The 24,920-nt window shown below is 69.7% G+C and carries 18 protein-coding genes; 5 read left to right on the top strand and 13 right to left on the bottom strand.

Annotated elements, in window-relative coordinates:
- Nucleotides 1-46: 46 nt before the first annotated feature.
- The 3 genes from ACZ7CF_RS38750 to ACZ7CF_RS38740 are packed head-to-tail and all read right to left on the bottom strand — an operon-like array spanning nt 47 to nt 2,578.
- Nucleotides 47-889 carry an ABC transporter permease gene (locus ACZ7CF_RS38750; protein WP_470372177.1) on the bottom strand — a complete coding sequence of 281 codons (843 nt, stop codon included), beginning with the start codon at nt 887-889 and terminating at the stop codon, nt 47-49.
- 1 nt (nt 890) lies between these two features.
- Nucleotides 891-1,664: an ABC transporter permease gene (locus tag ACZ7CF_RS38745; RefSeq protein ID WP_470372176.1), complete on the bottom strand. Its 774-nt coding sequence runs from the start codon at nt 1,662-1,664 to the stop codon at nt 891-893.
- Nucleotides 1,664-2,578 (bottom strand): ABC transporter ATP-binding protein, encoded by a 915-nt coding sequence (locus tag ACZ7CF_RS38740; protein WP_360399385.1) that lies wholly within the window; start codon nt 2,576-2,578, stop codon nt 1,664-1,666. Before ACZ7CF_RS38740 ends, ACZ7CF_RS38745 begins: the two co-directional genes overlap by 1 nt.
- A gap of 55 nt (nt 2,579-2,633) precedes the next feature.
- Here ACZ7CF_RS38740 and ACZ7CF_RS38735 point away from each other — a divergent pair, with 55 nt between their 5' ends.
- Nucleotides 2,634-3,233, top strand: a complete 600-nt coding sequence (locus tag ACZ7CF_RS38735; RefSeq protein WP_470372175.1) for a GNAT family N-acetyltransferase — start codon at nt 2,634-2,636, stop codon at nt 3,231-3,233.
- A gap of 5 nt (nt 3,234-3,238) precedes the next feature.
- A complete protein-coding gene (locus ACZ7CF_RS38730) occupies nt 3,239-4,171 on the top strand; it encodes an HNH endonuclease (protein ID WP_470372174.1) in 933 nt (310 codons plus the stop codon).
- Nucleotides 4,172-4,442: 271 nt separating this feature from the next.
- Here the strand turns inward: ACZ7CF_RS38730 and ndk are convergent, their stop codons facing one another.
- Complete coding sequence (gene ndk / locus ACZ7CF_RS38725; RefSeq protein WP_053735616.1) at nt 4,443-4,853, bottom strand: nucleoside-diphosphate kinase; 411 nt, start codon at nt 4,851-4,853, stop codon at nt 4,443-4,445.
- 108 nt (nt 4,854-4,961) lie between these two features.
- Between ndk and ACZ7CF_RS38720 the strand changes: the two genes are divergently transcribed.
- The gene (locus ACZ7CF_RS38720) at nt 4,962-5,579 is read left to right on the top strand and encodes a hypothetical protein (protein ID WP_470372173.1); all 618 of its coding nucleotides are present in this window, start codon (nt 4,962-4,964) and stop codon (nt 5,577-5,579) included.
- Nucleotides 5,580-5,779: 200 nt separating this feature from the next.
- Here ACZ7CF_RS38720 and ACZ7CF_RS38715 read toward each other — a convergent pair whose 3' ends face one another.
- The 8 genes from ACZ7CF_RS38715 to ACZ7CF_RS38680 all read right to left on the bottom strand — a co-directional run bounded on the left by ACZ7CF_RS38715 (nt 5,780) and on the right by ACZ7CF_RS38680 (nt 21,331).
- Entirely contained in the window at nt 5,780-7,222 is a 1,443-nt protein-coding gene (locus ACZ7CF_RS38715; RefSeq protein WP_470372172.1) for a DHA2 family efflux MFS transporter permease subunit, read from the bottom strand.
- Between the two features lie 40 nt (nt 7,223-7,262).
- Nucleotides 7,263-7,745, bottom strand: a complete 483-nt coding sequence (locus ACZ7CF_RS38710; protein WP_470372171.1) for a MarR family winged helix-turn-helix transcriptional regulator — start codon at nt 7,743-7,745, stop codon at nt 7,263-7,265.
- Nucleotides 7,746-7,794: 49 nt separating this feature from the next.
- Nucleotides 7,795-13,197 carry a pullulanase-type alpha-1,6-glucosidase gene (pulA, locus tag ACZ7CF_RS38705; RefSeq protein ID WP_470372170.1) on the bottom strand — a complete coding sequence of 1,801 codons (5,403 nt, stop codon included), beginning with the start codon at nt 13,195-13,197 and terminating at the stop codon, nt 7,795-7,797.
- Nucleotides 13,198-13,291: 94 nt separating this feature from the next.
- Nucleotides 13,292-15,220: a hypothetical protein gene (locus ACZ7CF_RS38700; RefSeq protein ID WP_470372169.1), complete on the bottom strand. Its 1,929-nt coding sequence runs from the start codon at nt 15,218-15,220 to the stop codon at nt 13,292-13,294.
- Nucleotides 15,221-15,241: 21 nt separating this feature from the next.
- A complete protein-coding gene (locus ACZ7CF_RS38695; protein ID WP_470372168.1) occupies nt 15,242-16,750 on the bottom strand; it encodes an alkaline phosphatase D family protein in 1,509 nt (502 codons plus the stop codon).
- Between the two features lie 217 nt (nt 16,751-16,967).
- Nucleotides 16,968-17,366 carry a DUF4233 domain-containing protein gene (locus ACZ7CF_RS38690; RefSeq protein ID WP_360399451.1) on the bottom strand — a complete coding sequence of 133 codons (399 nt, stop codon included), beginning with the start codon at nt 17,364-17,366 and terminating at the stop codon, nt 16,968-16,970.
- Nucleotides 17,363-18,700, bottom strand: a complete 1,338-nt coding sequence (folC, locus tag ACZ7CF_RS38685; protein WP_360399454.1) for a bifunctional tetrahydrofolate synthase/dihydrofolate synthase — start codon at nt 18,698-18,700, stop codon at nt 17,363-17,365. The genes ACZ7CF_RS38690 and folC overlap by 4 nt, the downstream gene beginning before the upstream one ends.
- Nucleotides 18,701-18,703: 3 nt before the next feature.
- Entirely contained in the window at nt 18,704-21,331 is a 2,628-nt protein-coding gene (locus ACZ7CF_RS38680; RefSeq protein ID WP_470372167.1) for a valine--tRNA ligase, read from the bottom strand.
- 85 nt (nt 21,332-21,416) lie between these two features.
- Between ACZ7CF_RS38680 and ACZ7CF_RS38675 the strand changes: the two genes are divergently transcribed.
- Together ACZ7CF_RS38675 and ACZ7CF_RS38670 are read left to right on the top strand one after the other, a co-directional pair.
- A complete protein-coding gene (locus ACZ7CF_RS38675) occupies nt 21,417-22,304 on the top strand; it encodes a hypothetical protein (RefSeq protein WP_470372166.1) in 888 nt (295 codons plus the stop codon).
- Nucleotides 22,305-22,453: 149 nt separating this feature from the next.
- Nucleotides 22,454-24,742 carry an FdhF/YdeP family oxidoreductase gene (locus ACZ7CF_RS38670; protein WP_360399463.1) on the top strand — a complete coding sequence of 763 codons (2,289 nt, stop codon included), beginning with the start codon at nt 22,454-22,456 and terminating at the stop codon, nt 24,740-24,742.
- Here ACZ7CF_RS38670 and ACZ7CF_RS38665 read toward each other — a convergent pair whose 3' ends face one another.
- A complete protein-coding gene (locus ACZ7CF_RS38665; RefSeq protein ID WP_470372165.1) occupies nt 24,743-24,904 on the bottom strand; it encodes a hypothetical protein in 162 nt (53 codons plus the stop codon).
- Between the last annotated feature and the right edge of the window lie 16 nt (nt 24,905-24,920).

Genomic DNA, 24,920 nt, shown 5'->3' with positions numbered 1-24,920 from the left:
AGAGTAACCGCCCCCACGTTGACGGCCGAATCGCGTGCCGCACCGCTCAGTCCAGCAGCAGTTTGCCGAGCCGCCGCGCCGCCACCACCGTGCCCACAGCGGCCATCACCGCGAAGTACGCGAGGTGGCCGAGCATCCCCCAGCCCACGACGCCCAGCGTGAGGCCGCGCATCAGCTCGATCGCGTGGTAGAGCGGGGTCCACGAGACCACGACCTGCACCCAGCCGGGGTAGACCGACAGCGGGTAGAACGTGGTCGAGAACAGGAACAGCGGCAGCACGGCCAGCTGCACCAGGTCGAAGTCCTGCCACGAGCGCATGAACGTCGTCGCCGCCATGCCCACCGCCGCGAACGCGAACGCGACCAGCAACGCCACCGGCAGCGCGAGCAACGCCCACGGCGACGCGATCAGACCCATGCCGAGCATCACGGCGAGGAACCCGGCCGAGTACAGGCCGCCGCGCAGCAACGCCCAGGCGATCTCGCCGATCGCGATGTCCATCGGCCCCATCGGCGTGGCCAGCATCGCGTCGTAGAGCTTCAGGTACTTGAACTTGAAGAACACGTTGAACGTTGCGTCGTACACGGCCCCGTTCATCGCGCTGGCCGCCAGCAGCGCCGGCGCCACGAACGCCGCGTAGCCGACCGGCTGCCCGTCCGGCCCGGTGACGGCCGTGACCATCTGGCCGAACCCGAGCCCGAGCGACCACAGGAACAGCATCGGCTCGAAGGCACCGCCGACCAGCACGAACCACGCGCGCCGGTTGACGACGGCGGCCCGTTCGACGAGCACGCTCGCCTTCCCGCCGTAGAGCCCCGGCGGTACCACCCGCCACAGCAGCCCCACGCTGGCGGGCACGGCCCGTCGCCGGTCGAGGGTCCCGGTCATCTCACACCGCCAGCCTGCGTCGGAAGTACCTGACGCCGAGCGCGAGCCCGGCCGCCGCCAGCACCGCGAGGTACGCGACGTGCCCGAGCGCGGGCAGCACCCCGAGCGTGCCGAACGCCGCTCCCCTGGCCAGCTCGATGCCGTGCCACGCGGGCGTCAGCCACACCACCGGCAGCAGCCACTCCGGCAGTTGGCCGACAGGGAAGAACGCGCCGGTGAACAGGGTCATCGGCATCAGCACGAACCGGAAGACCGTCGTGAAGCTGTCCGGTTTGTCCAGCCGCGCGCTGTAGGCGATGAGCGGCGCGCTGAACGCGAGCCCCGCCAGCGCCCCGAACGGGACCGCCCACAGGATTCCCGGTCCGGCCGCCGCTCCCAGCGCCGCGGCGATGACGACGAACACCGCGGACCGCGCCACGAGCTGGGTGCCGATCCACATGACCTGCCCGTACAGCACCTGAGCGGGCGTGATCGGGGTGGCCACCATGCCGATGTACGTCTTCTGCCACAGGAACGCCGACATGATCGCGTACGTCGACTCGAACGTGGCGCCCTGCAACGCCGTGACGACGACCAGCGCGGGCGCGAGGTACTGCAGGTACGGCACGCCGCCGAGCAGCTCGGTCGACCGCACCTGCGACCCGAACCCGAACCCGAGAGCCAGCAGGAACAGCACGGGCGTGAGGAAGCTCGACACGACCGTGGCCCGCCAGTTGCGCCGGTACCACGTCCAGTGCTTCTCGAACCCGTACCAGGAGGCCCGCAACGTCCGCATCAGTCCACCAACGTCCGGCCGGTGAGCCGGAGGAACACGTCCTCCAGCGAACTGCGCCGCACCAGGCTGGACACCGGCTGCACCCCGTTGTCGTGCACGGCTTGCAGCGCCCGCTCACCGTCCTGCGCGTACAGCAGCAACCGGTCCGGCAGCACCTCGACCCGCTCCGCGAACCGCCCGAGGTCCGGTTTCTCCGCACCGGGCCGGAACCGCAGCTCCAGCACCTCCCGCGTGGAGTAGCGGCCGATCAGCTCCGCGGGCGACCCCTCGGCCGCGATCCGCCCGCCGTCCATGACCACGAGCCGGTCGCACAGCTGCTCGGCCTCGTCCATGTAGTGCGTGGTGATGATGAGCGTGACGCCTTCTTGCTTGAGCCGGAACAGCCTGTCCCACAACAGGTGCCGCGCCTGCGGGTCGAGCCCCGTGGTCGGTTCGTCGAGCAGCAGCAGCTCCGGGTCGTTGACCAACGACCGCGCGATCGTGAGCCTGCGCTTCATCCCACCCGACAACGGCTCCACCTCGTGGTCCGCGCGGTCGGCGAGCTGGGCGAACTCCAGCAGCTCGGTGGCCTTCTCCCGGCACCGCTGCCGCGACATCCCGAAGTACCTGCCGTAGACCTGCAGGTTCTGCCGGACCGTGAGCTCCGTGTCGAGGTTGTCGAGCTGCGGCACCACCCCGAGCCGCGCGCGGATCCTCGGCCCGTCCACGTCCGGGTCCAGGCCGAGCACCTTCAGGTCCCCACCGGTCCGCCCCGACACGCAGGAGATCATCCGCATGGTCGACGACTTGCCCGCCCCGTTCGGCCCCAGGAACCCGAACGCCTCCCCCTTGCGCACCTCGACGTCGATGCCGCGCACGGCCTCGAACGCCCCGAAGTGCTTGGTGAGCGCCTTGGCCTCGACGAGGTTCTCCACCCGCCCGACGTTAGCCAAGGGGTCTGACAATTCTCGACGCATTTACGATCGCCCCATGCCGGAGATCGAACTGCGGTGGCCGCACGAGGCAAACCCCCGGCTGCGCGCCGAGATCCACACCGTCGTGCACGACGTGGTCGCTGCCGGCGGCGCCGTCGGCTACCACTCGCCGCCGGGTCCGGACCGGCTCTCGGCGTGGCTGGACGGCGTTCTGGAACAGGTCCGCGACGGCGACGCCGCGTTCGTGACCGCCGTGGTCGACGGCGTGGTGCGCGCCGTCGGGTTGTGGCGGCGCGGGGGCACCGCCGTGTTCCAGCACCGCTGCGAGGTTCAACAGGTCATGGCCCACCCAGCCGCGCGTGGGCTCGGGCTGGGGCGGCTGGTGGTGCAGGGCTTGGTGGACAGCGCGCGGGCGGCCGGGTTCGAGATCGCCATGCTCGGCGTGCGCGGCAACAACCACGGGGCGATCGAGCTGTACGAGCAGCTCGGGTTCCGCGAATGCGGGCGGATGCCCAACGCGATCGCCGTCGGGGCGGACCGCTGGGACGACGTGTGGATGTACCTGCCGCTCGGTCATCCCGAGGGGACGCGGTTGAACGGCTCTTCGCCGGGTGGGCTGGGGTCAAGCCCTCGGCGGGGCTCCACGCTTAGATGAGGGGCATGCGCGCTTGGGCACTGCTGTCTTTCGGCGACGAACGCGACTTCCAGGGCAACGACGGCTACGCCGACGTTCCGGAAGCCTTCTACATCTACGACTCGACGGTGCAGAACAGTGAAAAGGTCTCGCCTGGTGACCTCGTCGTGGTTCGCGGCAAAGAACTGGCCCTCGGCGCCGCAACCGTGGAGCAGATCGACACCGAGAAGGACCTGACGAAGCAGCGGAACACCTGCCCCGGATGCGGTTTGACGGACTTCAAGCAGCGCACCGTGCTGACTCCGCGCTACCTCTGCCTGCGCAAGTCGTGCCGCACGACGTTCGAGGTGCCCGTTCCGAAGACGATCCCGATCACCAGGTACACCGCCCGGTACGAGCGGACCTGGCGAGCACTCGACGGTGCGATCACCGTGAAAGCCCTGCGCACGGCTGCGCTCAACCGGTCGACCCAGCAGTCCATCAGCCCCCTGAACGTGAGCGCTGTGGAAACGATGCTCGCCGACCTGCTGGTCACCCTTCCGCGGACGACCTCGACCGCTCCTCCCCCACCTATCACCGGCGGCCACCGCAGGGCACTGGTGAAGGTCCGCAACGGTCAGAAGGCATACCGCGAACAACTGCTGCAGAAGTACGGGCTTGTCTGCGCTGTGACCGGGCCGTGCCCGGCGGAGGCGCTCGAAGCCGCCCACCTGGTGGCGTTCTCCACCCACGGACGCCATCACGTGGACGAAGGTCTGCTCCTGCGCTCCGACATCCACAAGCTCTTCGACCGTGGCCTTGTGGCCGTGCACCCGACAACGCTGCAGGTGCACGTCTCCCCCACGATCCGCAGCTATGGGGCTTACGAAGGCCTGCACGGCACGCCGCTCAGGGTCTCGCCGCCGGACCGTGCGGCGCTGCGGGCGCACTTCGTGGCCGCCTACTCGGCCTCACTGTGAGACCGCTCGTTCGAGCCGTAGGCGAGGCGTCCGGAGCTCTTCTTCGGGCGGTTCCGCGGTGGGTGGCTTCCCCGTCTAGCGCTCCGAAGCGCTCGACGGGGAAGACGCACACCGCAACGCAACCACCCACGCAACCGGCAGCCGCACAAAGCAACAGGCGTGCCATCAACCCACGAACAGCGCCGGCGGCTTCTTTGGGAGTGTCGGGGTCTGGGGCGGAGCCCCAGGAATCCCCATCGAACGCAAAGGGGTCCAGCGAACCCCCTCGACCTCAGAGGTTCGGGAACCAGATCTTGATCTCGCGCTCCGCCGACTCCGCCGAGTCCGAGCCGTGCACGAGGTTGTACTGCACCTCGGTGCCGAAGTCGCCGCGGATCGTGCCGGGCGTGGCCTTCTCGACGGGGTCGGTTCCGCCGGCGAGCTGGCGGAACGCCGGGATGGCGCGGACGCCCTCGACGACGAGCGCGACCAGCGGGCCGCCGGTGATGAAGTCGACGAGGTCGTTGTAGAACGGCTTGCCGTCGTGCTCCGCGTAGTGCTGCTCGGCGGTAGCACGGTCAGCCGTGCGGAGCTCCAGCGCGGCGAGCTTGAGGCCCTTGCGCTCGATGCGGGCGATCACCTCGCCGACCAGACCACGCTCGACGCCATCGGGCTTGACCAGAACCAGGGTGCGCTCGGACACGACGGTGTGACTCCTCGAAAACAGGTACGGGATGTCCGCACAGGGTAGCCGCGCCCGCGCGGTGCACGTCGGGAGGGCTGTGACCGGCGATACGCCATAGTTCTGCGGGTGGATGCAAAGCACACCGGGTCCGCGGTGACCGGCGCCGCCGTTCTGTTCGTCCTGCTCAGGCTGCTGGCCGTGTCGCACTATGATTGGCACACGGCGTTCGCGCTGCTGCACACGCTGGAACTGGATGACGCGCCAGGGTTGTTCCTCGGCACGTTCATGGCGGACGACCGGATCAGCACGGTGTTGCTGATGGTGGTCACGCCGGCGACCTTCTTCTTCTACCTCCGCACGCGCAAGGACCCCGAGCGGGCGAACACGACGGCGTTGCTCACGTTGATCGTGCTCGTGGCGCTGATGGTGTCGCACACGCTCACGTACCACCGGTGGTGGATGCCGCTCGGCGCGGTCGCGCTGGGGGTGGGGTTCGTGCTGGTCATCAGGAACGCGCGGTGGTTGCTGCACTGGTTCGCGTGGCTCCTGGCCGGGACGGCGCTCGCGGTGGCGGCGGTCGTCAGCACGCCGTGGGTGCCGAAGGAGCGGATCAACGACTCCGAGGACGTCTACGTGTTCGAGACGAGCCCCGGCTACCTCAAGGTGCTCAAGGCGCAGGACCGCGAGTTCGCGATCCTGCGCTCCGAGGACGTCACCAAGCGGGTGGAACTCGCGGACCACTGACTCCGGGTGGCGTCAGCTCTGGTGAACCAGCCGCTCGGGGGCCGCACCGGTGCTGAGCACGCTCGCGCCAGCTTGCCGTCCTCGGCCTGCTTGTCCAGGTACACGAGCATCGGCAATGCGATCACCTCGCAAACGATCCGCGGTTCTGAAACGAAACGGGCGGTGAGTGGCACGCGCCGCCACCCACCGCCCGCTCCCCCTCAGTGCACGAGCACCGGCTGGGCGTCGCGGGACACCGCGACCTGCCGGAGCACGAACACCGCCAGTGCCAGCGCGACCGCCACCAGGCCGGCGCTGATCCAGAACGCCAGGTGGAAGCCCGACGTCAGCGCCTCCAGCCGGCCGACGCCGGACGCCAGCAGCGACGAGGTGTACGTGGTCGAGGTGGTGGCGAGGACGGCGAGGCCCAGTGCGCCGCCGACCTGGGCGGTGGTGTTCACCAGGCCGGAGGCGAGGCCCGCCTCGTCGTGGGCGGCGCCGGACATGGCCAGCGTCATCAGCGACGGGAACGCCAGGCCCATGCCGATGCCGACCGGTGCGACCGCGGGCAGGATGTCGGCCACGTACGAGCCGTCGACCGGCACCTGCGTGAAGACGACCATGCCCACCAGCATCAGGACCAGGCCGAGGATCAGCATGTTGCGCTCGCCGAACCGGGTGTTCAGGCGGGCCGAGAGCGACACCGAGAACACCGCGATGGCAACGGCGACGGGCATGAAGGCCAGGCCGATCTGCAACGGCGTGTACGACAGCACGAGCTGCATGTAGAGGGTGCCGAGGAAGAACAGGCCGAACATGCCCGCGACCATCGAGATCTGCACGAGGTTCGCACCCGTCACGTTCCGGGAGCGGAACACGCGCAGCGGCAGCAACGGCTTGGTGGCGTGTCGTTGGCGCAGGACGAACGCCACCAGCAACGCCACCGCCACGGCACCGAGGGCCAGGGTGTGCACCGAGCCGAAGCCGTAGTGCTCGGCCTTGACGATCGTGTAGACGCCCAGCATCACCGCGGCGACGATCAGCAGCGCGCCCAGCACGTCCGCGCCCTCGCGCAGGCCCAGGCCGGGTGAGTCGGGCACCAGGCGCACGGCGGCAAGGGCGGCCACGATGCCGATCGGGATGTTCACGAAGAAGATCCAGTGCCACGACATGGCGTCCGTGAGCACGCCGCCGAGCAGCAGGCCGATGGACGCGCCCGCTGCTGCGACGAAGCTGAACACGCCGATGGCGCGCCTCTGCTCGTCGGGCTTCGGGAACATCGTCACGACCATGCCCAGCGTCACGGACGTGGCCAGCGCGCCGCCGGCGCCCTGCACGAACCGCGCCACGACGAGCATCTCGGAGCTGATCGACAGGCCGCACAGCAGCGAGGCGGCGGTGAACACGCCGAGGCCGATCAGGAACACCCTCTTGTGCCCGACCAGGTCGCCGAGGCGGCCGGCGAGCAGCAGCAGACCGCCGTAGGCGATCAGGTACGCGTTCACGACCCAGGCGAGGCCCGCCTGGCCGAACTTCAGGTCCTCGTCGATCGCGGGCAGCGCGACGTTCACGATCGTCTGGTCCAGCACGATCATCAACATCCCCGCGCACAGCACGATCAGCGCCGGCCAGCGCGAGTCCGTCTTCGGTCCCCCTGTTGTCATAAGAGGAACCGTAGCAGATAGTTTTTTACGGGACTATCTGTTACCCGATCGCCTGGCGCAGTGCCCTCTTGCGCGGGGGCTTCTCACAGGGGACGACGGCACCGAGACGACCCTCGACCAGCCTGGTCAGGCCGTTGACGAGACCGGACCGCTCGTCTTCCGGCAACGACAGCAGGACGCTGTTCACGACGTCCGCGTACACGTCGTCGGCCTGCTCCGAGATGGACCGGCCCCGTTCGGTGACGACGACGACGCGGGCACGGCGGTCCGTCGGGGACGGCCTGCGCTCGGCGAACCCCGCGGCCTCCAGGGCGTCCATCGTCACGACCATGGTCGTCTTGTCGATGCTGACGATGTCGGCGATCTCGGTCTGCGTGCGGTCCGCGTCGAGAGCGGTCGCCAGGACGCAGCGGGCCCGCGGAGTCAACCCGATCTCCGCGAGCCTCGCCGTCAGTTCGGTCTCCAGTGCGTGACCTGTGCGGTGCAACAGCATCATCAGGTCGGCACACCCCTTCGTGCCCATGAGCACTAAGGTACCAAACTATTTTGTTGTAAACTGTTTTCCAGCGGTACTACCGCTCCAGCACCACGACCGACCGCGCGGCTCCCGCCTTCTTCTCGCTGGTCACCGGCTTCCAGCCACCCGGCGGCAGCGCGATGGCCTGGTCTTCCGGGTACGGGTTGATGACCACGAGCACGCCGCGCCGGGCCGGGTCCACGTCGGGTCCGACGGTGTCGTCGACGTGCATGACGACCACACCGGACCGCGCCGCCGGGAACGACACCTTCTGCTGCACCAGGTCGGCCGACCCGAGCGAGAACAGCGGTGAGGACTGCCGGATCCGCAGCAGCTCCAGCGTCGCGTCCAGCGCGGCCTTCATGTCCGCGGACGCCGGCTTCGGCAGCGACAGCAACGGCTTCGCGTACGGCCACTTCGCCTCGTTGTCGGCCTTGGGCGGCAACCCGCGGCCGAAACCGTTGTCGCGCAACGACGGGTCGTACCGGTTGAACCAGTCACCGGAGGCGTAGCTGTTGCGGTCCAACGACTTCGAGCGCAGGAACTCGGTGCCCGCGTGGACGAACGGCCGCCCCTGCCCCAGCAACACCGGTGCCAGCGCCACCGTCTGCATCTTCACCCGGTCCGCCATCGACGTCTCGGGCTTCAGCTTGTACGTCAACGCGTCGAACAACGCCTCGTTGTCGTGCGCGTCCACGTACGTGATGGCCTCCAACGGCTGCCCGGTGTACCCGGCGGCGGTGCCGTTGTACTGCACGTCCCGGCCGGCGACGACCGGCCCGGCGGTGGACTGGAAGCGGTACGACGCCATGTTCCCGGCCATGCCGAGCTTCACCAGGTCGCTGTAGTTCTCCAGCCGTGCCGCGACGTTCCCGTTGGCGGGCGAGGAGTTCACGTCACCGGCCAGACCGGAGCCGAGGCCCTGCACGCGCGGGTCGTCGTCGAACGGCCCGCCGCCGCGCACCGCGTCGCGCAGCCGGTCGCTGAACGTGCCGATGCCCGTCCCTGCCATGTTCGCCTGCGTGGCCTGCTCGAACCGGGCGTTGCCCGCGACCTCGCCGAAGTCCCAGCCCTCGCCGTAGACGCCGATCTTGCGCCCGTCCACGCCGTCGCGCTCCACCGTCAACGCGTCCAGAGCGGCGCGCACGGCGAGGATGTTCGCCTTCGGGTGGTGGCCCATCAGGTCGAACCGGAACCCGTCCACCTTGTACGTGCGGGCCCACCGCACCACCGAGTCGACGACGAGCTTGCCCATCATGGCGTTCTCGGTCGCCGTGTTCGCGCAGCACGTGGAGTTCGCGACCGACCCGTCGAGGTTGAGCCGCTGGTAGTAGCCGGGCACGACCTTGTCGAGCACCGAGGTCGGTGCGTCGCCGAACGCCGCCGTGTGGTTGTAGACGACGTCCACGACCACGCGGTTGCCGTTGTCGTGCAACGACTTCACCATCTCGCGGTACTGCTTCGAGCGGGCCCAGCCGTTCTGCGCGTCCGCCGTGGCGTAAGAGCCCTCGGGAACGTCGTAGTGGAACGGGTCGTAGCCCCAGTTGAAGCCGTCACGGGCGGCCACCGCGCCCACGCAGGCCTGCTGCTGGTCCGAGTCCGCGGGCAGCGACGGCAGGTCGCACGCGGGCGTGGCCTGCTCGGAGCGCTTCTCGGGGATCGTCGCGATGTCGAACGTCGGCAGCAGGTGCACGGTGTCCATGCCCGCCGCGGCCAGCGTCCTGAGGTGCTTCATGCCGACCGAGTCACGGTGCGTGAACGCCTTGTACGTGCCGCGGTTGGCGGCCGGAACGGACTCGTCGCCGATCGAGAAGTCCCGCACGTGCAGCTCGGTGATCGCACCGCCCATCCCGCGAGCGACGTCACGGGACCACCCGGCGGGCATGGTCCGGCTGTCCTCGAGGTCCGCGAACTGCGAGTGCGTCGAGTTCACCGACAGCGCCACGGAGTACGGGTCGGTGACCACGACCGTGCGCTGCCAGTTGGTGACCTCGAACTGGTAGTACCTGTTCTCCCAGTCACCGGAACCGGTCCACGACCCCGATGCGTCGTCGCGCTTGAGCTGCACGACCTTACGCGGCTCGCCGGAGGGCTGGTCGAACAGGCGCAGCTTCACGTTCTTCGCCGTCGGCGCCCACAGCCGGACCGACGTGCGACCGCGGTCGAACGCGGGTCCGAACGCCAGCTTCGTCGCGGCGGCGGCATAGCGGTCGTCCAGCACGCCCGCGATCTGCACGCCCGTCCGGTGCCGGATCGCACCGCCCGCGTCGACGTGGACGGCGGAAAGCCTGTCCCGCAACGCCTCGTCGACGAACCCGCGCACCGCGAACACCGGCTTGCCCTTGAGGTGCGGGAGCCGCGCCGGCACCGCTTCGGTCGTGGGCGAGAGCCGCAGCACGCGTGAGCCGTGCTCCAGCCGGTAGCCGTCGGACTGCACGACCGGCACGTCCCACACGACCCTGTCGCGCGAAATCCAGATCGCCTTCGCCTTGGTCAGGTCGTCATCGGCGGCCGGACCGGCGTTCGGCGGCAGCAGGTAGGTCTCGTTCCCCTGCAACTGCCACACCTCGTTCCCCTTCTGCCCCAGGTCGAGGAACTGGTCGGGCCCGGGGTCCTTGGCGTCGCCGCGGTGGACGAGGTAGCTCAGCCCCGCGGCGCCCGCGGCGAGCGGCACCGACCAGTACACGCCGAACCGGTCCCGCCCGTCCGGCACCCGCGACTGGTTCCAGCCAGGTGACGGCTCCGCGGAGCCCGTCCAGTGGTACATCGTCCAGTCGGTGTAGTCGCCGTCCGGCCGGTTGTAGTGGATCACCGCCCGGTTCTCGGTCGCGGCCGGGGAAGCGTGCACCTCGCCGTTCGCCACCCACGCGTGACCGCTCGTGAACTTGCCGGACGCCTCCACGGTCGTCCCGCGCACCACCGAGAAGTCGGTGGTCGGCGGCAGTTCCGCGATCCCGTTCGAGAACGGCACGTCGGCACGTCCGGCCACGCGCACCACGGCACCCGTGGAGTCACCGACGTGGTGCACGACCGCCTTGCCGGTGGCCGCCTGCTCGGACGGGTGCACGGCCGGGTCGCCCTGCTTCAGCCACACCTCGGGCGTCACGCTCGGGTCGACGACCCGGTCGGCGTTCGTGTCCTTCTCGTCGCCCTTGTGCGCGATGATCCCGACGGACTTCGCGCCCGGCTTCAGCTTCACCCACGCGAACCGCCCGTAGGTGTCCTCGCCGGCGAACGGCAGCGGCGTGCTCCACTCGGTCGGCGTCTCGACGTCGCCCCAGACGTGCAGGCCCCAGCCGTCGTAGTCGCCGCGCGCGTAGTGCACGACCAGCCAGTCCGGGTTCTTCGTGCCGGGGTCCGGCAGCGGCGGTGCGGCCACGAGCGACACGAACGCGCCGTCCGCGCCGATCTCGCCGGACTTCGCGACCACCCGCAGCTCGACGCGCTTGCCCACGGCCGCACCCGGCAGCGCCGACAGGTCCGCGAACACCCGGTACGGCGCCGCGTCGTCGGTGCCCAGCACGGTCCAGTCGGACTTGCCCTCGACGCGAGCGGCGAAGGTGGCGGCCGCGTTGGCCGTGCCGATGCCGTCGGCACGCAGCTCGACCCGTCCGTCCAGCACGGTTCCGGCGGCCGGGGCGACCAGCACGGGCGCCGGCTTCGACTTGGCGACGTCGCTGGTGCCCTTGAGCACCAACGCCGACAGCGCGGGCACGGTCACCGTGACACGGCCGTTCTGGACCTGGGCGTTCTCGAACCCGGCCGAGGACACCGGCACGGTGACGGTCGCGGGCGCGGTTCCGGCGTTCGCGACGACGAGGTGCTCACGACCGAGGATGCGGCTGAACGCGAACACGTCCCCGTCGGCGTACCGCAGCACCTGGTTGCCGTCCCGCCACACGGGGTCCTCGTCGACCTGCGCCGCGAGGGCCTTGAGCTGCTGGTACAGCGGGTGCGCGGTGTTGAAGTTGTCGACGGCGCCGGTGCGGTCGGAGCCGATCAGCTTCTCCGCCACGTACTCGGGCGTCTTCGAGGCGAACATGTCCTGGCGCGCCAGCTTGTCGCCACCCGTGCCCGCGAAGCCCTGCTCGTCGCCGTAGTAGACGACCGGGTTGCCGCGCCACAGGTACATCAGCCGGTTGCCGAGCTTGAGGCGCTCCAGCAGCTCGGCGTCGGTGATGCCGGGCCGGTCGTTGCGGATCATCCACGCGACCCGGCCCATGTCGTGGTTGCCCAGGAACGTCGGCAGCGACGAGGCGTTGGAGTCGACGTCGGTGTAGCGGTCGTCGTCGAGCAGCACCTCGCCGAGGCGCTGGGAGCCCTTGCCGGCCAGAAAGCTCACGGCGCTGCTCTGGAACGGGAAGTCCAGCGTGGCCTGCATCCGGCCCTCGGTCGTGTACTTCGAGGTGTTCTCCGGTGAGGAGTCGAAGACCTCGCCGAACACGAAGAAGTCCTTCTTGCCCTTGCGGTTCGCGTACTGCTTCACGTGCGGCGCGAGCGCCTGCCAGAACTCCAGGTTGACGTGCTTGACCGTGTCGACCCGGTAGCCGTCGATGTCGAGCGTGTCGATCCAGCTGGTGAAGATGTCCTTCATGCCGTTGACCACGCGCGGGTGCTCGGTCATCAGGTCGTCGAGCCCGGAGAAGTCGCCCTGCTCGCTCGACTCACCGGAGAACGTCGAGTCGCCGCGGTTGTGGTAGAGCGTGGAGTCGTTGAGCCACAACGGGAACTTCGTCGGGCCGTCCTTGACCGGCGTGTACGGGAACGACTTGGCCGCGTCCAGCTTCGGGAAGTCCTTCCGCCCCGCGTGGTCGGCGAGGTCGAACGGCTTGCCCGAAGCGTCCAGGTACGGCTGCGCGCCCGTGGACACGTACGCGTTCTTGCCCTCGGCGTACTTGATCACGTCGGCGGTGTGGTTCGCGACGATGTCGAAGAACACCTTGATGCCACGCCGGTGCGCGTCGCGGATCAGCTCGCGCATCTCCTGCGTGGTGCCGAAGTGCGGGTCGAGCTTGGTGAAGTCGACGGTCCAGTAGCCGTGGTAGGCGGCGCTGTCGCCCTGCACCCAGCGGTTGAGGAACATCGGCGTCATCCAGATCGCCGTGATGCCCATGCCGTCGAGGTAGTCGAGCTTCTGGTGCAGGCCCTTGAGGTCACCACCGTGGTAGAAGCCCTTGTCGGCCGGGTTGAACCCGTTCTCGGCGCTGCTGCTGCGACCGCGGTCGTTGCGGGGGTCGCCGTTCGCGAACCGGTCCGGCATCACGAAGTAGAAGCGCTCACCCCGCAGGTCGTCCCGCTTGGGCGGCAAGGCGAGTTTCGAGTCACCGGCGCGCACACCGGGCGCGATATCCACCACCTCCCCCACGGCCAGGCGTTGCTCCGGTGGAGCGGCAACGGCCTGGACGGGTGTGAGAGGCAGTAGGACCAGTGCAGCGAGCGCGGCGACGACCCGACGCATCGCGACCTCCTTGTCGCAACTTCTTGCAGGGTTGCTGCACGAAACCACGAGAAACAGGGGGAAACAATACGTCGGGGCGTGCAAACATTTGCGGTCAGCGGGTCGGGCGGTGGTAGGTCGGCACCACGTGCAGCGGGTGGACGCCCCAGTCGGTGATCGCCTGCAACGCGAGCTGGCCCAGCCCGACCACGTTGTTCGCCGCCGCCGGGGCCTCCAGCGTGGGCAGGCCGTTGAACTGGGTGTTCGCCGACGGCGCGGGGGACGCGGAGGCGATCGCGACCGGGTCGCCGTCGAAGAGGCCCTGCACGGTCAGCAACACGTACGGGTCCTGCTTCAGCTCGTTCTCCAGCTGCTCGACGAAGATGTGCTCACCGCGTTTCGCCGCGGCGAACACGCACCGGCCGAGCCGTTCGAACGCCTCCCGGCACGCCTCCGGTGTCGCCGCCGCCAGCGCCTCCTCCTCGCTCACCCCGGTGAGCACGGTCTTGGTCCCGGTCGTGGCGTCGCCGTAGCGGTTCGGGATCAACAGCTCGCCGGTGTCCTGGTCGAGCAGCACGACGTCGCGGAACCGGTGGCCCGGCGAGTGGGCGCGGGTCAGCACCCCGGAACCGAGCCGGCTCGACAGCGCGTCGTCGGGCAACCGCCAGTACGTCCGCTGCTCCCCCTGCTGCAACGCCACGTAACCGCCGACGGTGATGCCCGGCACCGCCGTGGCCAGCTGCCCGCTGAACTGCGCACGCACCTCGTCCGCGAGGCTCTCCGGCGTGCCCGGCGCCTCCGTCGTGCCCGCGTGGCGGTGGAAGGTGACCGCCATGTCCAACGGGTGCGGGCCCCATTCGAGCGCCGCGTGCAGGACGAGCTCACCGATGCCGCGCAGGTTCTCCGCCGTGACGGGCGCCCTGATCCCCGGACTGCCCTGGAACGGCGTGTTCTCCGAGGGCGCCGGCGAGCACGAGACGAGCACGACGTCCTCGTCCTCGTGGTGCTGCATGCTCAGCACCGCGAACGGCTCCGACCGCCCGACCTGGTGCGTGATCGGTTCGATCGTGAGGTACTCGTTGCGGCCGTCGGCCATGTCGGCCAGCCGCCCGAGGGCGCGGTAGGCCTCCTTGAGCGCCTCGGGCGTGACCGCCGCGTACGCCTCGTCACGGGTGACCGGCTGGAGCCGGGTGTGGACGCCCAGGGAGGCGCCGTCGGTCATGAACCGGTCCATCATCAGGGCGGTTCCGGTGCGCTCGTCGACCACGAGCACCTCGCGGAACCGGGCCTCGCCGTGTGGGGAGCGACCCAGGGTGCCACGGCCGAGCCGGTGCGGCACGGCCTCGCCGACCAGCTTCCAGTAGGTGGTGCGTTCGCCGATCTGCAGCGCGATGTGGCCGTTGACCGGGAGGCCGCACTCGGCATTGACGAGCTGGGAGTTGAACACCGCGTCCACCTCTGGCGGGAGCTGCGGCGCCGGTGGTGCCACGAACGCCGGGTCGACCCGTGCGGTGCTCACGAGCTGGTGCATCAACCGGCGCACGCGCGACAGCGGGTGGTCGGGGAAGCGGCTGTCGAACCGCGGGTCGTCGCCCGCGTGGAACGGCAGCCGGCCCTGCACCTGCGGCGCGTACGGGTGCGGCAGGACCCAGCGCTGGAACCCGATCTCGGCGGCCAGCACACCCTCGCGCACGCCGGTCGTGCCACGTTCCTCCGCCACCAGCGACAGCACCGCGTGCGCGTTCACCCCCTGCACGGTCAGCGAGAGGCCGAACGCCTGGCCGGGCCGGTTCCCCAGCGGCACCTTGGCGATCTGCAGCAGCGCGGGCACGTCGCCGAGCCGGACGACCTGCGCCTCGACGAGACAGCCCGTCGGGGCGTAGCGGACCGCGAGCTCACGCCGCAGCCCCTGCAGGTCGTCCAGCCCCACCGGCAGGTCGGCCGGGCCGTCGTAGACGGTCAGCGCGAGCCGGTCACCGCCTCCGTGGAGCCAGGAGTTCTCTTCGTGCTGCTGGAAGCCGGTGGTGTCGAACGTGATGGGCACTCACCAACCCTATTGCGATCTTCAGCGCGCGTTGAGCGTTGTGGACCAGAGCGCTGCGCCGGATGCGTCACGCAGCCACACCGTGAGCTCGTTCCGGTCGGCCCTGACCTCGCCGAAGTGCTGGAAGGCGTCGAGCGGGCTGGTGTTCGCGGCGGGCGGTGCGTGCACGAACACGGCTTCGGGACCGAAGGTCGGGTCGAGCGTGTTGGGGCCGAACGCACCGGAGTGCAGCGGGCCGGACACGAACTCCCAGAACGGGTCGAAGTCGCCGACGGCGGCCCGCTCCGGCGAGTAGTGGTGGGCGGCGGTGTAGTGGACGTCCGCCGTCAGCCACACCGTGTTGCGCACCCGGCGCCGCTTGAGCTCGCGCAGCACCCACGCGATCTCGTGCTCGCGGCCGTTCGGTGCGCCGGGCAGGCCGTTCGCCACGCCCTCGATGTCGGTGCCGTCCGGCACGGTCAGCCCGATGGGCAGGTCGGCGGCGATGACCTTCCACGTGGCGGTGCTGCGCGCGAGACTCTCGACGAGCCACTTCGCCTGCGCCGCACCGAGGATCACGCCCGGCTGGTCCTTCGGCGCGGTGTTGCGGTCCTTGTAGGTGCGCATGTCGAGCACGAACACCTCGACGTTGCGGCCGTAGGCGAACTTCCGGTAGACGCGGCCGTCCACGGCGCGGTGGCGGTCGATCGGCATCCACTCGTGGAACGCCTGGAACGCCCGCTGCGCCAGCACGTCCACGCGCTTCTCGGTGTAAAGAGGATTGTCGAGAAGCTCACCCGGATACCAGTTGTTGGTGACCTCGTGGTCGTCCCACTGCGCGAAGACGGGAACCTCGGCTGCGAACCGCTTCACGTTGTCGTCGAGCAGGTTGTAGGCGAACTGGCCGCGGTACTCGTCGAGCGTCTCGGCGACCTTGAGCTTCTCCGGCGTCACGACGTTGCGCCAGATCCGGCCGTCCGGCAGCGTCACCGACTCCTTCAGCGGGTTGTCGGAGTAGACGCTGTCCCCGCTGTGGATGAAGAAGTCCGGGCGGCGGTCGGCCATCGCGCGGAAGATCGGCATGCCGCCGATGTCGGGGTTGATGCCCCAGCCCTGGCCCGCGACGTCACCGGACCACACGAACCGCACCTCGTCACGGCCCAGCGGCGCCGTGGTGAAGCTGCCGGTGACCGGTGCGCTGCGGGTGCGGCCGTGCAGGTCCTCCGCCGTCACGCGGTAGTAGGCGCGGCGGCCGGGCAGCAGGCTCGAGACCCGGACGTGGCCGGTGCCACCGGTCTCGGGCGTGAGCAACGGGCCGCGGATGCGCCGGGAGAAGCGGAACCCCGGGTCGTTCGACACCTCGACGAGCATCCGGGAGGGGCGGTCGGCGCGGGTCCAGACGATGCCACCGTCCCAGGTGACGTCACCGGACTGCACGCCGTGCGTGAGCAGCGGCCGGTCGGTCTTCGCGAGGCTGGGCCCGGTCGGCACCAGCGCTGCCGCCGTGCCCAGCGCGCCTGCCTTGAACAACGTGCGTCGGTCGAAGGTCATGGGCGGTTTCTAGTCGCCGGTTCTGACCACAGCCCCAACCGCGGGTGAACTTCGTTCCGGCCGGTGTGCTTGACCACCAGCCAGCGGCCGGGCCGGCAGCTGCCGCGGCGACTGCGTGGCCCGCGCAGACGGCGCTCGGCCGGTCATGACCCGCCGCCTTCACAGAAAAAGGACGAATTCGCGGGGGCCGCGAACTCGTCCTCTCACCGGTCCTTCGTCAGCCGGCCTGCTGCTGCTGGGACGGCAGTCGTCCCTCGGCCATCCGCTTGAGCAGGTCCTTGCGCAGCCACAGCAGGTACGCCCACACCAGCGCGAAGATCACGCCGATCACGCCGAGGGCGGGCAGCAGGACCCACGTCGCGATCAGCAGCACGTGCAGGCCGATCAGCACGCCGATGGCCCACGGGCGGCGGACGAACGCGCACAGCGCGATGAAGGCGACGATGAAGCCGAACGTCACCCAGCCCACGAGCGAGGTGACGCCGCCGTGCAGCTTCGCGATGACCGGCAACGCCAGCGCCACGACGATGACTTCGAGGATCAAGGTGCCCGCCATGATGCCGCGGAACGCCTTCATCGGGTCCTTCTTCGGTGCCGGCACCGGGTTCTCGCTCATGCCGGTTCCTTTCCGAACAACGCGCGGGCCTCACCGGCGGTGACGACGGAGCCGGTGACGATGACACCGCCGCCGGACAGCTCGTCCTCGGTGAGGTGGATGGCCTCGTCGATCGCGTCGACCAGGCGGGGACGGACCTCGAAGCGGTCCTCGCCGAAGATCGGCACGGCGAGACCGGCCAGCACGTCCGGGTCCATGGCGCGCGGCGACGAGTTCGTGGTGATGACCAGTTCGGACACCACCGGTTCGAGCGCCGAGAGGATGCCCTCGGCGTCCTTGTCCGACATCACGGCGACGACGGCCACGAGCTTGCGGAACCCGAACTCCGACTCCAGCGCCTTGGCCAGTGCCGCGGCGCCGTGCGGGTTGTGCGCGGCGTCGACGAAGACGTTCGGCGCGGAGCGGACCCGTTCCAGCCGGCCCGGTGAGACGACCGTCGCGAAGCCCTCGCGGATCGCCTCGACGTCGAGCTGCCGGTCGGTGCCCGCGCCGAAGAACGCCTCGACCGCGGCCAGCGCCAGCGCCGCGTTCGCCGCCTGGTGCTCCCCGTGCAGCGGCAGGAAGATGTCCTCGTAGACCCCGCCGAGGCCCTGCAGCGTCACGAGCTGGCCGCCGACCGCGACCGAGCGGGAGACGACGCCGAACTCGCTGCCGAAGCGCGCGACCGTGGCGTCGACCTCGGCCACGCGTTCCAGGACGACCCGCATCGCCTCGGGCGTCTGCTCGCCGATGACGGCGACCGAGCCGGGCTTGATGATCCCGGCCTTCTCGGTCGCGATGTCCTCGATCCGGTTGCCCAGGTACTCGGTGTGGTCGATCGAGATCGGCGTGAGGATCGCGATCTTCGCGTCGGCGATCGAGGTCGCGTCCCACGTGCCGCCCATGCCGACCTCGACGACCGCGACGTCGACCGGTGCGTCGGCGAAGGCGGCGTAGGCCATGCCGGTGAGCACCTCGAACTTGCTCATCCGGATCTCGGACCGCGCGTCCACCATCGCGACGTACGGCTCGATGTCGCGGAAGACCTCGACGTAGCGCTCGGGGCTGATCGGCTGGTTGTCGAGGCTGATCCGCTCGGTGGCCAGCTGCAGGTGCGGGCTGGTGTAGCGGCCGGTGCGCAGGCCGATGCGCGCGAACAGCGCGTCGACCATGCGCGACGTCGACGTCTTGCCGTTCGTGCCCGTCAGCTGCACGACCGGGTAGCTCGTCTGGGGGTCGCCCAGCACGTGCGCCAGCGCCTTGATCCGGTCCAGCGACGGCTCGAGCTTGGTCTCGGGCCAGCGCTGGTTGAGCTCGTTCTCGACGTCGAGGAACTCGTCGAGGTTGGTGTCCATCGGTTACTTCTCCGGCAGCGCGGCCAGGCGCTCGTTGATGCGGGTGATGTCGGCCTCGGCGGTGGCCTTGCGCTCCTCGATCTTGGCGACGACGTCGGCCGGCGCCTTGGCGAGGAAGCCCGCGTTGCCGAGCTTGCCCGAGGTCTGGGCGAGCTCCTTCTGCGCTGCCGCGAGGTCCTTCTCGAGGCGCTTGCGCTCGGCCACGACGTCGATCGCGCCGGACAGGTCCAGCTCGACCTTCACCGCTCCCTTGGGCAGGCCGACCTCCAGCGTGGCGGAGACGGTGAAGTCCTCGCCCGGCTCGGTCAGGCGCGTCATCGAGCGGACCGACGGCACCTGGTCGGTCAGGCCGACGCAGCACGCGCCGCGGACCTTGCCCGCGACCTTCTGCCCCGGCTTGAGGCCCTGCTCCGAGCGGAACCGGCGGATCTCGGTGGCCAGCTTCTTCAGGCCCTCGACCTCGGCCTTGGCGTCCGCGTCGCGCTCGGCACCGGAGGCCTGGGGCCACGCGGCGACGACGAGCGACTCCTCGCCGGTGAGCGTGGTCCACAGCGTCTCGGTGATGAACGGGACCGCCGGGTGCAGCAGGCGCAGCAGCGTGTCGAGGACGTGGCCCAGGACCGACTGCGTGGCCTCGACCCGGCCGTCGGCGATCTGGACCTTCGCGATCTCCAGGTACCAGTCGCAGAACTCGTCCCAGGTGAAGCTGTACAGCGCCTCACAGGCACGGGAGAACTGGAACGCCTCGAAGTTCGTGTCCACCGTGGACACGAGGGCGTCGAGCTCGTCGAGGATCCAGCGGTCAGCCGCCGTCAGCTCGTCGCGGGCGGGCAGAGGGCGGGCCACGGTCGCACCGTTGGAGAGGGCGAACCTGGTGGCGTTCCACAGCTTCGTGGTGAAGTTGCGGGAGCCGGCCGCCCACTCCTCGGCGACGGCCATGTCGGAACCGGGGTTCGTGCCGCGCAGCAACGTGAACCGGGTGGCGTCGGCGCCGTAGCGCTCCATCCAGTCCAGCGGGTCGATGCCGTTGCCCTTGGACTTCGACATCTTCTTGCCGTGCTGGTCCCGGATGAGACCGTGCAGGAAGACGTGGTCGAACGGCTGGACCTCGTCCATCGCGTACAGGCCGAACATCATCATCCGGACGACCCAGAAGAACAGGATGTCGTAGCCGGTCGACAGAACGCTGGTCGGGTAGAACTTCTTCAGGTCCTCGGTGGAGTCCGGCCAGCCCAGCGTCGAGAACGGCCACAGGCCCGAGGAGAACCAGGTGTCGAGGACGTCCTCGTCCTGGCGCCAGCCCTCGCCGGTGGGCACCTCGTCGTCGGGTCCGACGCAGACGACCTCGCCGTTCGGGCCGTAGTAGACCGGGATGCGGTGGCCCCACCAGAGCTGGCGCGAGATGCACCAGTCGTGCAGGTTGTCGGTCCAGTCGAAGTAGCGCTTGTTCAGCTCGGCCGGGTGGATCTTGGTGCGGCCGTCGCGGACGGCGGCGGACGCCTTGGCCGCGATGCCCTCGACCTTGACCCACCACTGCAGCGACAGCCGCGGCTCGACGACCGTGTTGCAGCGCGAGCAGTGCCCGACGGAGTGGACGTACGGCCGCTTCTCCGCCACGATCCGGCCCTCGGCGCGCAGCGCGGCGACGATCGCCGGGCGCGCCTCGAAGCGGTCGAGCCCGAGGAACGGGCCGGGCACGGTGATGGTGGCGCGGCCGTCCATGACCGTGAGGTTCGGCAGGCCGTGGCGCTGGCCGATCTCGAAGTCGTTCGGGTCGTGCGCGGGCGTCACCTTGACCGCACCGGTGCCGAACTTCGGGTCGACGTGCGCGTCGGCGACGATCGGGATGCGGCGGCCGGTCAGCGGCAGCTCGACCTCGGTGCCGATCAGGTGCCGGTAGCGCTCGTCGTCGGGGTGGACGGCGACCGCGGTGTCACCCAGCATCGTCTCGGCGCGCGTGGTCGCGACGACGATCGACGCGTCCCCGTCGCCGTAGCGGATCGAGACGAGCTCGCCCTCGTCGTCGCTGTGGTCGACCTCGATGTCCGACAGCGCCGTCTGGCAGCGCGGGCACCAGTTGATGATCCGCTCGGCCTGGTAGATCAGACCGTCGTCGTACATCTTCTTGAAGATCGTCTGGACGGCGCGCGACAGCCCCTCGTCCATGGTGAAGCGCTCGCGCGACCAGTCGATGCCGTCGCCGAGCCGCTTCATCTGGTCGAGGATCTTGCCGCCGTACTCCTCCTTCCACTCCCAGACGCGCTCGACGAACTTCTCGCGCCCGAGGTCCTGCCGCGACAGGCCCTGCTTCGCGAGGTCGCGCTCGACGGCGTTCTGCGTCGCGATGCCGGCGTGGTCCATGCCCGGCAGCCACAGGACCTCGTAGCCCTGCATGCGGCGGCGGCGCGTCAGGGCGTCCATCACGCTGTGGTTCATCGCGTGGCCCATGTGGAGGCTGCCGGTGACGTTCGGCGGGGGCAGCACGATCGTGAACGGCGGCTTGTCGCTCTTGACGTCCGCCTCGAAGTACCGCCGGTCGACCCACCGCTGGTACAGCTCCGCCTCTACCTCCGCCGGAGTCCACGCGGCGGGGAGGTCAGGACGCTGGGTTGCGGTGTCGAGTTCAGTCACAGCTGACAAGTCTACGGAGGCGTGGCTATCGACTTACACCGAGATACCTGCTAACGGACGGGCGAGCCCCTAAGATCCGCGGGCTGTGAGCATTCCTGGGGGAATCGAAGACCATCCCGACCTGAAGGACGACGCCTGGCTCCGCGCGGCGAACAGACGCGCGAAGCAGGACATCCGCAGGCAGCGCAGACAGGCCCGCATGCGCAGGCACGGCGGCAAGGTCGTGTCCGCGGTCGCGCTCGTCGTCATCGTCGGCGTGGTCGTGGGGCTGTACAGAGCGGGCACGTTCGGCGAGCTGTCGATGCCGGACCTGCGGGGTTCCCACAAGGGCGTCGACACCGCGCAGCCGTACGCGCGGACACCGGCCGAGAAGTGGGCCGACGGGGAGGCCGGGATCGTCGCGCCGGACCAGGACCCGCGGTACGCGCCGATCTACGAGGCGGCACGCGGGGCGATCATCGCCGCGCACCTGGACCCGAGGATGGTGGTCGAGCGCGACCGGGCGCCGTTCCTCGCGCTGCTCGCACCCGAGGTCGCCGACCACTTCGAACCGGTGCAGGACACGGTCCTGTGGACGCGCACCAAGGCGGGCACGGCGTTGCTGCCGGCGCCGGTCAAGGTGGACGGGCGGATGTGGCCGGGCCAGGACGAGAACGGGCTGCCGGTCGTGCACACCAGCTACCGGTTCGCCTACGCGTTCGAACCGGGCGAGATGCGGAACTCGCTGTTCGAGCAGACCGACCTGCTCGCGATGGTCCGGGCGGACGTGGACTTCCAGCTCGACGCCGAGGGGCTGTGGGTCACCGGGGTCGACGGCTACCACTACCTGATGGCCTGCCAGGCGTCGAAGGACGGCTACCTGGCGCCGATGTTCACCGAGAAGCGGCAGCGGGACGACGAGGGCAGCGAGCGCGGGCCCGACGAGTGGTTCGCGTCCGACGCGCCGATCCCCACCGAGAGCGGATGCCACTGATCACTCGTTCAGAGGTGCCGATCGACCGTGACGGCGATCACAATTGACCGTCACGGACCGTTCAACCCCTTGGGGCCCGTGATGGCGACGCCGCCGCGTTCTTCGGGGGCGCTGGCGGCGCCGACGTCCATCGGCGTTGAATGAAGGACATGAGCAGCAAGCCTCCGCAGCACGACGTCGACGAGTCCGCGCTCGAAGTGTCCACGCCGAAGAGCTGGGCAGCGGGTGTTCCGGGCGTCCTCGTCTCGCTCGACCGCGCGGTCGAGCAGATGGGCGTGACCCGGACGGTCAAGACGTTGCGCCTGCTCAACCAGCGCGAGGGGTTCGACTGCCCCGGCTGTGCGTGGCCGGAGCCGCAGGGCCACCGCAAGATGGCGGAGTTCTGCGAGAACGGCGCGAAGGCCGTGGCCGAGGAGGCGACCAAGCGCCGCATCGGGCCGGAGTTCTTCGCCGCCCACTCCCTCGAGAGCCTGCGGACGAAGACCGACTACTGGCTCGGGCAGCAGGGCCGGATCACCGAGCCGATGGTCCTGCGCCCCGGCGCCACCCACTACACGCCCATCGACTGGGACGACGCGTTCACGCTCATCGCCGACGAGCTGACAGCGTTGTCAGCGCCGGACGAGGCGATCTTCTACACCTCCGGCCGCACCAGCAACGAGGCCGCGTTCCTCTACCAGCTGCTGGTCCGCTCGTTCGGCACGAACAACCTGCCGGACTGCTCGAACATGTGCCACGAGTCGTCCGGCTCCGCGCTGAACGAGACCATCGGCATCGGCAAGGGCTCGGTGTCGATCAAGGACTTCGACCTCGCCGACCTGATCGTGGTCATCGGCCAGAACCCCGGCACGAACCACCCGCGCATGCTCAGCGCGCTGGAGGACGCCAAGAAGAACGGCGCGAAGATCATCGCGATCAACCCGCTGCCGGAGGCGGGCCTGATGCGGTTCAAGAACCCGCAGAACGTCGCCGGCGTCGTCGGCCGCGGCACCGCGCTGTCCGACGAGTTCGTGCAGATCAAGGTCGGCGGCGACCAGGCGCTGTTCCAGGCGGTCGGTCACCTGCTGCTGCGGTGGGACAAGCTCGACAAGGCGTTCATCGCCGCGAAGACGCACGGGTTCGAGGCCTACGCCGAGAGCCTGCGCGAGCTCGACTGGGACCGCGTGCTCACCGCGACCGGCCTGACCCGCGAGCAGATCACCAGGGTCGCCGGCATGTTCGTCGACTCGCAGCGCACGATCGCGTGCTGGGCCATGGGCCTCACGCAGCACAAGCACAGCGTGCCGACGATCCGCGAGATCACGAACGTGATGTTCCTGCGCGGCATGATCGGCAAGCCGGGTGCGGGCCTGTGCCCGGTGCGCGGCCACTCGAACGTGCAGGGCGACCGCACGATGGGCATCTACGAGAAGATGCCGGAGAAGTTCCTGCTGGCGCTGGAGAACGAGTTCGGCATCTCCGTCCCGCGCAAGCACGGCTTCGACACCGTCGACGCGATCAACGCCATGCGCCACGGCCGCGGCAAGGTGTTCATCGCGATGGGCGGCAACTTCGTCAGCGCCACCCCGGACACCCCGGTGACCGAGAAGGCGCTGGAGCAGTGCTCTCTGACCGTGCACGTCTCCACGAAGCTCAACCGCTCGCACGTCGTGCACGGCCGCACCGCGCTGATCCTGCCCGCGCTGGGCCGCACCGAGAGCGACGTGCAGCACTCCGGCGAGCAGTTCGTGACGGTCGAGGACTCGATGTCGGTCGTGCACCGCTCGCGGGGCCGCCTGGCGCCCGCCTCCGACCGGCTGCTGTCCGAGGTCTCGATCGTCTGCCGGCTGGCGCGCAAGGTGCTCGGCGCCGCGCACCCGGTCGCCTGGGAGGAGTTCGAGAAGGACTACGACGTCATCCGCGAGCACATCGCGCGCGTCGTGCCGGGCTGCACCGACTACAACACGCGCGTGCGCCAGCCGGACGGTTTCGTGCTGCCGCACCCGCCGCGCGACTCGCAGGAGTTCGCGACGGCCACCGGCAAGGCCAACTTCACGGCGAACGAGCTGACCGTGCTGGAGGTGCCGGAGGGCCGGCTGCTCATGCAGACCCTGCGCAGCCACGACCAGTACAACACCACGATCTACGGCCTGGACGACCGCTACCGGGGCGTCAAGGACGGCCGGCGCGTGGTGTTCGTCAACCCGGACGACCTCAAGGCGCTCGGGTTCTCCGATGGCCAGATGGTCGACATCGTCTCGGAGTGGAAGGACGACCCGACGGGCGTCGTCGAACGCCGCGCCGAGTCGTTCCGGATCGTGTCGTACCCGACCGCGCGCGGGTGCGCGGCGACGTACTTCCCGGAGGCGAACCCGTTGGTGCCGCTGGACTCCAAGGCCGACATCTCGGGGACGCCGACCTCCAAGTCGGTGGTCGTGCGGCTGGAGCCGGCGGCCTGATCAGGCGTGCCGGACCCGGACGGACAGCCGTAACCGGCGCCGCTCGGGTTCGGCCGCGGGTTCCTGCTCGGTCTTCCTGACGAGCCGGCGCGCGGCGGCGTCGGCCTCGAAGTCCTGCTGACGGGACTTCGCGATTGCGAACGCGTGGTCGTGCGGGATCATGCGAGCTCTCCTTCGA

It is taken from the genome of Lentzea sp. NPDC036955 (assembly GCF_055608005.1).
This window is presented reverse-complemented; position numbering and strand designations above follow the sequence as displayed.

Coding starts and splice junctions, on each gene's coding strand:
- ACZ7CF_RS38750 (WP_470372177.1), bottom strand. CDS start 889: ATGACCGGGACCCTCGACCGGCGACGGGCCGTGCCCGCCAGCGTGGGG.
- ACZ7CF_RS38745 (WP_470372176.1), bottom strand. CDS start 1,664: ATGCGGACGTTGCGGGCCTCCTGGTACGGGTTCGAGAAGCACTGGACG.
- ACZ7CF_RS38735 (WP_470372175.1), top strand. CDS start 2,634: ATGCCGGAGATCGAACTGCGGTGGCCGCACGAGGCAAACCCCCGGCTG.
- ACZ7CF_RS38730 (WP_470372174.1), top strand. CDS start 3,239: ATGCGCGCTTGGGCACTGCTGTCTTTCGGCGACGAACGCGACTTCCAG.
- ACZ7CF_RS38715 (WP_470372172.1), bottom strand. CDS start 7,222: ATGACAACAGGGGGACCGAAGACGGACTCGCGCTGGCCGGCGCTGATC.
- ACZ7CF_RS38710 (WP_470372171.1), bottom strand. CDS start 7,745: ATGGGCACGAAGGGGTGTGCCGACCTGATGATGCTGTTGCACCGCACA.
- pulA (WP_470372170.1), bottom strand. CDS start 13,197: ATGCGTCGGGTCGTCGCCGCGCTCGCTGCACTGGTCCTACTGCCTCTC.
- ACZ7CF_RS38695 (WP_470372168.1), bottom strand. CDS start 16,750: ATGACCTTCGACCGACGCACGTTGTTCAAGGCAGGCGCGCTGGGCACG.
- ACZ7CF_RS38690 (WP_360399451.1), bottom strand. CDS start 17,366: ATGAGCGAGAACCCGGTGCCGGCACCGAAGAAGGACCCGATGAAGGCG.
- folC (WP_360399454.1), bottom strand. CDS start 18,700: ATGGACACCAACCTCGACGAGTTCCTCGACGTCGAGAACGAGCTCAAC.
- ACZ7CF_RS38670 (WP_360399463.1), top strand. CDS start 22,454: ATGAGCAGCAAGCCTCCGCAGCACGACGTCGACGAGTCCGCGCTCGAA.
- ACZ7CF_RS38665 (WP_470372165.1), bottom strand. CDS start 24,904: ATGATCCCGCACGACCACGCGTTCGCAATCGCGAAGTCCCGTCAGCAG.